Origin of the sequence: Micromonospora sp. DT227 (assembly GCF_049841835.1) — a bacterium.
GTDB lineage: Bacteria > Actinomycetota > Actinomycetes > Mycobacteriales > Micromonosporaceae > Micromonospora.
This window is the reverse complement of sequence record NZ_JBNCLA010000001.1, coordinates 1,542,480-1,553,811: the sequence shown is the minus strand read 5'-3', so window position 1 is coordinate 1,553,811 and position 11,332 is coordinate 1,542,480. Positions and strand designations below refer to the sequence as shown.

The window sequence follows — 11,332 nt, the reverse complement described above, 5'->3', positions numbered from 1 at the left end:
CGGTGGGCCGCCGACTGGTCTGGGGAGGCCGCGCGTGCGGACGGGCCGGTACGAGATGCCCGTCGGCACGTTCCGGGCGCTCGCCCGCGGCGGTGGCGGCGGGGAGGTGGTCCGGCGGTTGCTCGCGGTGCCGGTGAGCCGGAACCTGCTCGCGCTGCGCTCGGCGGTGGTGCTCGCCACGGACCTCGGACACCCGCACGCGCCGCTGGTCAACGACGCCTGGCAGCTCCTCGGCGAGCTGCGGCGGTCGGCTCCCGGGCCCACCCGCGTGGTGCTCGGCTACCCCACCGTGAGCGTCTGGGCGGCGGGCACGCTGCGGGCTCTGGGGCACGGCGACCGGGGGTCCGCCGACGACCCGGCGACGCTGGGCGCGGTGGTGGCCGCGGCGGCGATGCGGGCCGGCGGGCGGGCCCGTGTCAGCTTCCCGACAAGCCCCTCCGGCGCGGTGACGGTGGCGCTGCCCGGCCTGGGCCGGGTCCACCGCGGCCCCGGTGGCGGGGCCGGGCTGGCGGAGCTGACCGTGGACGGGGCGCGCCGCACGCTGACGCTCGACGGCGTGCCGGTGACCGGCCCGGGGCTGTGCCCCCGGGCGACCGGGACGGCCGGCGGCGGCCCGACGCCGGCCTGGCACCCGGTGCCCCGGCTCCGGGCCGACGGGCACGGCCCCCGGCTGCACCTGGACGATCTCCGGTCGCTGGCCCGCCCGGCCGCCGTCGCACCTGTCGACGCGGTCCGGGCCGCCCGCTGGGCGGCCCGGCTGTCCCCGGGCTGGCGGCTGCTGGCCACCCGGCACCGCCGGGCCGCCACCGAGCTGACCGAGGCGATCTCCATGGTGATGCCGCTGGCCCGGGACGCGGCCGGCCGGCCGTGGGCGGCGGTGACCAGCGGGGGCACACCCGACGAGCTGACCGCCCCGCTGATCAGCGGCACGTTCCCCGCCGCGGTGGGGTGCGTCGCCCTGTCCGACGGCCCCGGAGCGGCCGGCCCGATCGCCGCGGCCCTCGTGCACGAGCTGGCGCACAACAAGCTGGCCGCCCTGGACCACCTCTTCCCGCTCGTCGAGGTGGCGGAGCCGGCCCGTCACCCGGCGCCGTGGCGGGCCGGCGCCCGTCCGCTGCCGGCGCTCGTGCAGGGCCTCTACGCCCACGTCGCGGTCGGCGAGTTCTGGCGTCGGGAACGGCGGTTCGGTACGACCACCGGCCGCCACCTGGCGCACGCCGAGTTCGCCCGGCTCCGGGGGGCCTGCCGGGAGGTGGCCGACCTGCTCCGGACCGCCGACGGGCTGACCGGGTACGGACGGCTGCTCGTCGACCAGCTCGACGACGTGGTCGACGGCTGGTCCGGTCGGCGGGCCGGGTCGACCGGCACGGGCCGGGCCGGGCGACGTCGACGGCCCCGCCCGGCCCCGCCGGTCAGCCCTTGAGGAGCTGGCGGGCCATGACGATGCGCTGCACCTGGTTGGTGCCCTCGTAGATTTGGGTGATCTTGGCGTCCCGCATCATCCGCTCGAGCGGGTAGTCCCGGGTGTAGCCGTAGCCGCCGAGCAACTGGACCGCGTCGGTGGTGATCTCCATGGCGGCGTCCGAGGCGAAGCACTTGGCGGCCGCGCCGAAGTAGGTCAGGTCCGCGTCGCCCCGCTCGGACTTGCCGGCGGCGGCGTACGTGAGCTGCCGGGCCGCCTCCAGCTTCATGCCCATGTCGGCGAGCATGAACTGGATGCCCTGGAACTCGGCGATCGCCTTGCCGAACTGCTTGCGCTCCTGGATGTAGCCCTTGGCGTAGTCCAGCGCGCCCTGGGCGATGCCGATCGCCTGGGCGGCGATGGTGACCCGGGTGTGGTCAAGCGTCTTCATCGCGGTGGCGAAGCCGGTGCCCTCGGCGCCGATCATCCGGTCGGCCGGGATCCGGACGTTGTCGAAGTAGACCTCGCGGGTCGGCGAGCCCTTGATGCCGAGCTTCTTCTCCGGGGCGCCGAAGCTCACCCCCGGGTCGGACTTCTCCACCACGAACGCCGAGATGCCCCGCGACCGGGCCGTGGCGTCGGTCACCGCGAAGACGGTGTAGTACTCGGAGACACCCGCGTTGGTGATCCACCGCTTCACGCCGTTGAGCACCCAGTGGTCACCATCACGCACCGCCCGGGTGGTCATCGACGCCGCGTCACTGCCCGCCTCCGGCTCGGAGAGGCAGTAGGAGAACATCGCGTCACCCGAGGCCACCGGCGTCAGGTACCGGCGCTTCAGCTCCTCGGAGCCGGCCAGCAGCAGCGGCATGGTGCCCAGCTTGTTGACGGCCGGGATCAGCGAGGACGACGCGCACGCCCGCGCCACCTCCTCGATCACGATGGCCGTGGCCAGCGCGTCCGCGCCGGCGCCGCCGTATTCCACCGGGACGTGCGGGGCGTGGAAGTCGGCCGCCCGCAGCGCGTCGTAGGACGCCTTCGGGAACTCACCTGTCTCGTCCGCCTCAGCGGCGTGCGGCGCCACCTTGGCCGCACAGACCTCACGTACCGCCTCCCGGATCGCCTCGTGCTCCTCCGGCAACCGGTAGACGTCGAACGACTGCTCTGCGGCCATGTCGGCCTCCCCTTTCACGGCTATCATGCGCAGTCCGGGCCGCCCGGGGGCCGCCGACTGCCGCAAACTGAAGAATAGCCACCGGGCCTCGACCGGACCTTACCGGCGGGTAGGCTCGCGCCCGGGCGGCGGCAACCCGACCCACTACCCTCACACCAGAATCAAGTTTCCCTCGGTGCCCGGCCTAGGCGCCCAGCCGAATGCGACGCGAGGATGCGCCGCCAGTGCGAGCGGAGAAGACAGGCGTGACGATCCCGTACCCGAACTCCCAGCCGATGCCCGCCATCGCCGCGGTGACCCCGCCCTCCGGCGCGGCCCGGCCCCGGGTGACCTTCCTCGGCACCGGTTACCTCGGTGCGACGTACGCCATCTGCTACGCCGAGCTGGGCTACGAGGTGCTCGGCTTCGACGTCGACGCCGACAAGATCGCCAAGCTGAACGCCGGTGAGGTGCCGATCCACGAGCCCGGCCTCGACGAGCTGCTCCGGCGCAACCTGGCCGCCGGCCGGCTGCGCTTCAGCACCGACATCCAGGAGACCGCCGACTTCGGCGACGTGCACTTCATCTGCGTCGGCACCCCGCAGCGCGCCGACGGCATGGGCGCCGACCTGTCGTACGTCGAGGCGTCGGTGACCAGCCTGGCCCAGCACCTGACCCGCAAGGCGCTGATCGTCGGCAAGTCCACCGTGCCGGTGGGCACCGCCGAGTGGGTGGAGCAGCTGGTCGGCAAGCACTCGCCGGCCGACCTGGGCGTCGAGGTGGCGTGGAGCCCGGAGTTCCTCCAGGAGGGCTTCGCCGTCGACGACGTGCTGCGCCCCAACCGGATCGTGGTCGGCGTCAAGAGCGAGTGGGCCAACGGCATGCTCTTCGCGGCCCACAAGGGCGTCTTCGACCTGGCCGCCACCGAGGACCGCGAGGTGCCGCTGGTGGTCACCGACTTCGCCACCGCCGAGCTGGTCAAGGTCGCCGCCAACGCGTTCCTGGCCACCAAGATCTCCTTCATCAACGCGATGGCCGAGGTCTGCGAGGCCGCCGGCGGTGACGTCACCCAGCTCGCCCGCTCCATCGGGTACGACCCACGGATCGGCAACCGCTTCCTCCAGGCCGGCCTCGGCTTCGGCGGCGCGTGCCTGCCCAAGGACATCCGCGCCTTCCAGGCCCGCGCCCAGGAGCTCGGCGCCGGCGAGGCGCTCCGCTTCCTGCACGAGGTGGACCTGATCAACCTGCGTCGGCGTACCCGGGTGGTGCAGCTCGCCGCCGAGCTGCTCAACCGCCGCTCCGGCCCGGCCGGCCCGGACCTCTCCGGCACCCGGATCGCGGTGCTCGGCGCGACCTTCAAGCCCAATACCGACGACGTACGCGACGCCCCCGCCCTCGCGGTGGCCGCGCTGCTCGGCAAGGCCGGCGCCGACGTGCACGTCTTCGACCCGCAGGGAATCGAGAACGCGCGCCGCGCGGTGCCCGGCCTGGCCTACGAGGAGACCATGAACGACGCCGTCCAGGGCGCCGACCTGGTCTGCGTGCTCACCGAGTGGGCCGAGTTCCGCAACGCCGACCCGGTGGCCCTGGGCGAGCTGGCCAACGGTCGGCGGGTCGTCGACGGGCGTAACTGCCTCGATTCGACACTGTGGACGCAGGCCGGCTGGGAGTACCGCGGCCTGGGCCGTCCCTGACCGATCGACGCCGGACCGGCCGGCCGGGGAGCAGCCTCCCCGGCCGGCCGGTCCTTTTTGTTGTCCGGAACGCGCCGGCAACTGTCGAAATCCCGGCCCGCTCAGGGCATGCTGCCTCTGGGAGGTCCACAGTGCGAGGGCACAGGCGGACGGGAGACGGTCGTGGAGAGCTTCAGGTGCGCCTCGTGCGGGCGGGAGATCAAGCCCGCCGCCATCTGTCCGCACTGCGGCGCGGAGCAGCCGCAGTGGGCCGAGCACCTGGCCGACATCGAGCGGTCGATCGCCGAGATGAAGGCCCGGGACGCCGAGATCGCCCGTGAGCAACGGCAGATCGCCGCCAAGATGCAGGCCGCGCTCTTCCAGCGGGACATCCTGGCGCACGCCGGTGAGGAACGGGTCAAGCAGGCCACCCGACCCCGCCGGGTGCTGCGGCGACGGCCGGGACGCCGGCCGCCCACCGCCGCCACCGGCGCGCCACCCCGGGTGCCCCGGCAGGGCACCCCGCCGCCCGGACCGGACGACCTTCCCCCGTCGCCGCCCCGCGGCCGGCCGCAGTGGCTCGACGTGGACGACCCGGAGCACCCGCCGGAGGCGTCCTCGCGCGAGGTGCAGAACATCCCGCTCGGGCTGGGCGCGCTGCTGCTCGGCGTCGCGGCGGTGGTGTTCGCGGCGGTCGCCACCAGCTCGATGGACGCGCTCGCCCGGCTCGGCGTGCTGCTGGTCGCGACCGTGCTGATGCTGCTCGCCCCGCCGGTGCTGGCCCGCCGCGGGCTCACCTCGACCGCCGAGACGATCGCCGCGGTCGGCCTGCTGCTGGTGCCGTTGGCCGGGTACGCGGTCTGGGCCGTGGACCGGATCGGCGGCGGCACCTCGGGCGCCGCGTTCGCCGGCGCGATCTTCCTGGTCACCACCGTGGTCGCGGTCGGGTACGCGTACGGCACCGGGCTGCGCGCGCCCCGCTTCGCCACCGTGCTGGCCGCCCAGCCGGTGCTGCCGCTGCTGGCGTACGAGCGGGTGACCGGCCCGGCCGGCTGGGCGCTGGTGCTCACCCTGGTGGCCGTGCTGGACCTGGCGCTGGTCCGCTCCCCGGTGGTGCGCGAACGGCCGGTCCGGGCGGACCTGCCCCGCACCGCCCCGCCGGCACCCGCCGCGTCCCGGCAGCGCGCCGACGACGACCGGCCCGAGTCGGCGCCGGAGGAGTCCGGCGAGGTGCTCGGCGGCGAGCCGCCGGCCGGACCGGCCACCGCCGCGCCGGCCCGGCCGGTGCCGTGGCTGCGCGAGCTGACCTGGCTGCTGCACGGCGCGGCGGTGGCGCTCGCCCTGGCGTACGCGGTCACCGCCCTGCTGCGCGCCGCCACCGTGCCGGTCGCCGCCGGCGCGGGCGCGGTGCTGCTGCTCGCCGCGCTGACGGCGCTGGCCGGCACGTTGGCGCTGCGCCGGCCGCCGCTGCCCGACGTGGGCGCCGGCATCCTCACGCTCGCGGTCATCGGCGCGCTCGGGCGGGTCGCCTCGGTGGCGCTGCCCGGCCGGTCCCTGCTGCTGATCGCCGCGGTCATCGCGCTCACCGGCCTCGCCGTGCGGGCCATGCCGGAGACGGCCCGCCGGGGCCCGCAGCTCGCCTCCGCGGCGGCGTTGACGGTCAGCGGCCTGGTGGTCGCCGGTGGCGCGTTGCGCGCCGGGCTGGCCCCGGTCCGGGCGTCGCTGCCCGCCTGGTCCGCCGACCTGGGCGGCTGGCACGCCGAGCTGGCCCGGGCGGTCGGCCCGACCGGCTGGCAGCTCGCCGCCGCCGCGCTGCTGCTCACCGTCGCCGCGGTGGTCGCGCTGCCCACCTCGATCCGGCGCGAGTTCGCGGTGGTCGGTGCCGCGCTCACCGCGCTCGCCGTGCCGGCCTCGCTCGGTCTGGGCTGGGCGGCGGCCTGCTGGCCGATGTTGGTGACCGCCGTCGCCATCGGGGTGTTCGGGCTCACCGCCGGCACGGAACGGGCCGCGGTGGTGCACGCGGTGACCGCGGCCGGGCTGGGGCTGACCGGCGCCGGCGCCGCGCTCGCCCGGCCCGCGCTCACCGCCGCCGCGCTGACCCTGCTCTTCCTGGCCGGGGCGTTGGTCTCGCTCGCGCCCCGGGTCCGGATCGCCGCCGCCGTGACGGACCCGGTCTGCGCCTGGGCGGCCGGCGGCGCGGCGTTCGCCCTGCCCGGTGCGGTGGCCGCGTTCGTCGCCGCCACCGTGCCGACCCCGCCGGCGCCCACCCCGGCCAACCTGCGCGAGATCACCGTGCCGATCCTCGCGGCGAGCTTCCTCGCCGTCTGCGTGACGCTCGCCTACGCCGCCCTGGTGCAGGTGGCGCAGCGGCAGCTGAGCATGCCGCACGCGCTCGGCACCGTGCTCGGCGCGGTGGCCGTCGCCGTCGCCGGGCTCTTCGCGCCCGGCGCCACCTCGGCGGACGGCTGGGTGGGCGGGCTGCTGCTGATCGCCGCCGCGCTGCTGGCGGCGGCGCCCCGGATCGACGCCCGACGCCGCGCCGACATGTCGCTCGACGGCTCCGACCTGGCGCTCGCCGCCACCACGGTGGCGCTTGTCGCCACGCTGGTGCGGATCGCCGCGGTGCTCGCGCCGGGCGGCCAGCTCATGGTGGCCGCCGCGCTGGTGCTGGTGGTGGCCGTCGCGGCCCGGGCGCTGCCGGAGGAGTGGCGGCGCGGCCCGATCCTCGGCATCGCCGCCGGCGGCACCCTGATCGGTCTCGTCGCCGCCTGGAGCGCGCTGCGCGGCGGCGTCGGCGTGCTGGCCACCCCCGGCCCGATCTGGGCCGGTGACCTGAGCGGCTGGCCGGCCGCGCCGACCGGCGGGACGACCTGGCAGGCGCCGGTCGCGCTGGCGTTGCTGGCGGCGACCGCCGCCGTGCTGCTGCCGCCGCCCTGGAAGTACGACGTGTCGGGCGTGTGCGCGGTGCTCGCCACCGTGGGCGCGCCGGCCGCGTTCGACCTGCCCTGGTGGTCACCGGTGCTGGTCGGCACGATGGTGGCCGCGGTCTTCGGGATGGCGGCGGTGGCCGCGACGGACCCGAGGGCCGCGCTGTCCCGGGCCACCGTGGCCGGTGTGGTGGCGTTGCACGCCACCGGCGCCGGGCTGGTCCGGCCCTGGACCACCGCGTTGGCGCTGAGCAGCATCGCGTTGATCGGGGTGACGGTGGCGGCCCTGGCCCGGTCGTTCGCGCCGGCGCTGGTGGAGGACGTCCGCACCGAGGGCATGCCGCCGCACCTGGTCCAGGTGGGCGGCGCGGCGGCCGGGTCGGCCCTGCTCGCCCTGCCCGGCGCGGTGGCCGCGCTGTCGGTCGAGTTCGGCCGCCCCGCGCAGGTGGTGCTCACCGCCGCCCTGGCCGCCGCCAGCCTCGGCCTGGCGGTGGTCGCGGCGGTCCGCCGGCAGGTGCCGCAGTACCTGCCGTACGCCAGCGTGGCCGTGGTGGGTGCGGGCACCGTCACGGCGGCCACCGCCCTCGTCGTCCAGTTGCCCGCCGGGGTGTTCGCCGCCGCCGCCGCGCTGCTCGGTGTGCTCGCCGAGCTGATCCGGGCGGCCACCGTCCCGCCGGTCGGCTCGGCCCGGCCGGTACGCCGGTGGTCGGTGCTGCTGAACGGGGCGCTGCGCCGGGACCCGGACCGCCCCACCGAGCTTCGGTGGCGGGTCAGCCCGGCGGCCGGTGCGTTGGCCGCGGCGGCGCTGCCCACCGCGCTGGCGCTCGTCACGCTGGCGCCCACGCTGGTGGTGGCGCTGTTCTCGACGTTCGTGGTGCTGGGCCGGGTGTGGCAGGGGCCGCCCCCGGAGCTGCTCACCCCGCCGCCGGACGCGGTGGACCCGACCCACGTGCTCACCGCGCTGCTGCTCACCGCGACCGCGGCGCTGGCCGCGACCGGGTTCAGCGGCGGTCGCCGCTCCCGGGCGGTGCCGGTGATCCTGCCCGGGGCGGCCCTCACGCTGCTGATCGCGCCGGTGGCGCTCGGCCAGGGGTGGCCGGTGACCGCGGAGGCGGGGCTGGTGGTGTTCACCATCTCGATGCTGGGGTTGGCGCTGACCCCGCCGCCGGCGTTGGCCGAGCCGGGTCGCTCGATCCGGGTCGCCCGGGTGTTGGTCTTCGCCATCGGTCTGGCCGCCGGTGGCGCCGGGCTGGCCGGCGCGCTCGCCACCCGCGACCTCACCCTGATCACGTTGGGGAGCGCGGTCGGGGTGGGCGCGGTCGCCGCGTTCTTCGGCACCACCCAACGGGCCCGCATCCTCGGCTGGCTGTTCGCCTCGCTGATGGCGCAGCTCTTCGTGCTCACGCTGGGGTTGGTGGCCGGGCTCGCCGCGGTGTGGTCGGCGTTCGGCGTGCTGGCGGTGGGCGCGGCGTTGCAGGTGTTCGCCGCCACGCTGCCCCGGCTGCGCCGGCCCGAGGCGTACCGGGAGGCGGCCACCGTCGAGTGGAGCGGGTACGCTGCGGCGCTCATCGCGCTGGCCCTGGCGTTCGACTCGCCCCGGCACATCGCCGCGTTGCTGGCCGCCTGGGGTGCGGTGCTCGGGGTGGCGGCCAGCCGGCCGGGGCGTCGCCCGTTCGAGCGGAACCTGCTGTTCTGGGCGGTGGTGGCCTGCGAGATCACCGCCTGGTGGATCCTGATGTGGGTGGCCGACGTGGCGCTGCCCGAGGCGTACACCCTGCCGTTCGCCGCGTTGGCCCTGCTGGTCGGCGTGCTGCAACTGCGGCACCGACCGGACATGTCGAGCTGGGTGGCGTACGGGCCGGCGCTGGTGACCGCGTTCCTGCCCACGCTGGCGATCGTGGTGGCCACCGACTCCAGCATGCTGCGCCAGGTGTTGCTGCTGCTCGGGGCCGTGGCGGTGCTGATCTTCGGCTCGATGAGCCGGCAGCAGGCGCCGGTGATCGTGGGCGCGACGGTGACCGCCGTCGCCGCGGTGCACGCGTTGTTCAGTCTCGGCCCGTGGCTGGTGCTGATCCCGGTCGGCCTCGTGCTGCTGGTGCTCGGGGCCAGCAACGAGCGTCGCCGCCGGGCCCAGGAGCGCCTGCAGACCGCGCTGCGCGGCATGCGGTGACGGGGCCCGCTCGTCCCGCCTGACCCACCGGCCGGTCACCGACGGCGGTCACCCTCCGCACCGGACCGGCCGCCGGCCCGACCACCGCTAGACCCCTTTGCTTTGCAGCCACGGGCGCAGCAGTCACCCTGCGCAACCAGGCACCCTCGCACCGTAGGGCGGGGACGAAACGAGCACCGCAGGTCGATAGAGTGCTGCGTCGATGGCTGCAGAGCAAAGGGGGGGGCGAAGGGCAGCCATCACTCCGGCACCGTCGGCCACCCTCGGTGACCGCAGGCAGCCAACACGCAGAGTGAGTGACCTGCGGGAGTGGTCAGGCCAGCGAGGCGCGGAGCGCCGCCTCCTTCTCGGCGACCAGGTCCTCCAGGCTCGCCTGGTAGGCGGCCATCCGGTCGCGCAACGCCGGGTCGGCGGCGCCCAGGATGCGGACCGCGAGCAGCCCTGCGTTGCGGGCGTTGCCGATCGACACCGTGGCGACCGGCACGCCGGCCGGCATCTGCACGATGGACAGCAGCGAGTCCATCCCGTCCAGGTACTTCAACGGCACCGGCACGCCGATCACCGGCAGCGGGGTGACCGAGGCGACCATGCCGGGCAGGTGGGCGGCCCCACCCGCGCCCGCGATGATCACCCGGATGCCCCGGCCGGCGGCGGACCGACCGTACTCGATCATCTTGAGCGGGGTGCGGTGCGCGGAGACCACACCGACCTCGTGCGGCACGCCGAACTCGTCCAGCACCTCGGCGGCGGCCCGCATGGTCGGCCAGTCCGAGTCGCTGCCCATGATCAGCCCGACCGTACTCATGCTGTTCCCCCCTGTCCCTCCTGGAGCCACCGCGCCGCGCGGGCGGCCCGGGCCCGCACGTCGGCCAGGTCCGTGCCGAGCACCGTGACGTGCCCGATCTTGCGGCCCGGTCGGACCTGCTTGCCGTAGAGGTGGACCTTGGCGCCCGGCTCGGCCGCGAACAGGTGGTGCAGGCGCTCGTCGATCGAGATGCCGCCCGGCTCCCCGCCCAGCACGTTCGCCATCACCACCACCGGCGCGGCGAGCGACGTGTCCCCCATCGGGTAGTCGAGCACCGCGCGCAGGTGCTGCTCGAACTGGGAGGTGCGCGCGCCCTCGATCGTCCAGTGGCCGGAGTTGTGCGGACGCATGGCCAGCTCGTTGACCACCAGCCCGGAGGGCGTGTCGAACAGCTCCACCGCGAGCAACCCGACCACGCCGAGCGCGGTGGCCAGGTCGATGGCGAGCTGCTGCGCGGCCACCGCCCGCTCCTCGGGCAGGTCGGGCGCGGGCGCCAGCACCTCGACGCAGATGCCGTCGCGCTGCACGGTCTCCACCACCGGGTACGCGGCCACCTGCCCGAACGGCGACCGGGCGACCTGCACGGCCAGCTCCCGACGCAGCGCCACCCGCTCCTCGACCAGCAGCGGCGTGCCGCCGTCGAGCAGCGTGGCGGCCAGCTCGGCGGCCTGGTCGGCGTCGTCCACCAGCCAGACGCCCCGGCCGTCGTAGCCGCCCCGGGCGGCCTTGAGCACCACCGGCCAGCCGGTCTCCTCGCCGAACCCGACCAGGTCGGCCGGCGACTCCACCGGACGCCAGGCCGGGTTCGGCGCGCCCAGCCCGGCGAGCCGCTCCCGCATCACCCGCTTGTCCTGCGCGTGCACCAGCGCCTCGGCCGGCGGGAACAGCTTGACGCCCTCCGCGGCCAGCGCACGGATGTGATCGTTCGGCACGTGCTCGTGGTCGAACGTGACCACGTCGCAGCCCTTCGCGAACGTGCGTAGCGCGGTCAGGTCGGTGTGGTCGCCGTACTGGACGTCGGCGGCCACAAGCGCCGCGCCGTCGTCCGGGGCGAGTGCCAGCACGCGCAGCGACTGGCCGAGGGCGATGGCGGCCTGGTGGGTCATCCGGGCCAGTTGGCCGCCACCCACCATGCCCACGACGGGGAGTCCGGTCCGGGAGTCCATAGCGCCGCCAGCCTAACCGGGCCGGCGGCGGGCCCG

The 11,332-nt window shown here is 75.8% G+C and carries 6 protein-coding genes; 3 read left to right on the top strand and 3 right to left on the bottom strand.

What is annotated here, in order from left to right:
• The first annotated feature begins 34 nt into the window (after positions 1–34).
• Positions 35–1,423: an aKG-HExxH-type peptide beta-hydroxylase gene (locus tag ACLQ2W_RS07960; protein ID WP_425785827.1), complete on the top strand. Its 1,389-nt coding sequence runs from the start codon at positions 35–37 to the stop codon at positions 1,421–1,423.
• Here the strand turns inward: ACLQ2W_RS07960 and ACLQ2W_RS07955 are convergent.
• Positions 1,413–2,576 carry an acyl-CoA dehydrogenase family protein gene (locus tag ACLQ2W_RS07955; protein ID WP_107157781.1) on the bottom strand — a complete coding sequence of 388 codons (1,164 nt, stop codon included), beginning with the start codon at positions 2,574–2,576 and terminating at the stop codon, positions 1,413–1,415. The genes ACLQ2W_RS07960 and ACLQ2W_RS07955 overlap by 11 nt on opposite strands.
• A 245-nt stretch (positions 2,577–2,821) precedes the next feature.
• Here ACLQ2W_RS07955 and ACLQ2W_RS07950 point away from each other — a divergent pair, with 245 nt between their 5' ends.
• Positions 2,822–4,249: a UDP-glucose dehydrogenase family protein gene (locus tag ACLQ2W_RS07950; protein WP_425785826.1), complete on the top strand. Its 1,428-nt coding sequence runs from the start codon at positions 2,822–2,824 to the stop codon at positions 4,247–4,249.
• 162 nt (positions 4,250–4,411) lie between these two features.
• A complete protein-coding gene (locus ACLQ2W_RS07945) occupies positions 4,412–9,325 on the top strand; it encodes an SCO7613 C-terminal domain-containing membrane protein (RefSeq protein ID WP_425785825.1) in 4,914 nt (1,637 codons plus the stop codon).
• A gap of 313 nt (positions 9,326–9,638) precedes the next feature.
• Here the strand turns inward: ACLQ2W_RS07945 and purE are convergent, their stop codons facing one another.
• Positions 9,639–10,130, bottom strand: coding sequence for a 5-(carboxyamino)imidazole ribonucleotide mutase (gene purE / locus ACLQ2W_RS07940; RefSeq protein WP_405092479.1), 492 nt, complete (start codon positions 10,128–10,130; stop codon positions 9,639–9,641).
• On the bottom strand, positions 10,127–11,296 hold the full coding sequence (locus ACLQ2W_RS07935) for a 5-(carboxyamino)imidazole ribonucleotide synthase (protein WP_425785824.1): 1,170 nt from the start codon (positions 11,294–11,296) through the stop codon (positions 10,127–10,129). The genes purE and ACLQ2W_RS07935 overlap by 4 nt, the downstream gene beginning before the upstream one ends.
• Between the last annotated feature and the right edge of the window lie 36 nt (positions 11,297–11,332).

Coding starts and splice junctions, on each gene's coding strand:
- ACLQ2W_RS07955 (WP_107157781.1), bottom strand. CDS start 2,576: ATGGCCGCAGAGCAGTCGTTCGACGTCTACCGGTTGCCGGAGGAGCAC.
- purE (WP_405092479.1), bottom strand. CDS start 10,130: ATGAGTACGGTCGGGCTGATCATGGGCAGCGACTCGGACTGGCCGACC.
- ACLQ2W_RS07935 (WP_425785824.1), bottom strand. CDS start 11,296: ATGGACTCCCGGACCGGACTCCCCGTCGTGGGCATGGTGGGTGGCGGC.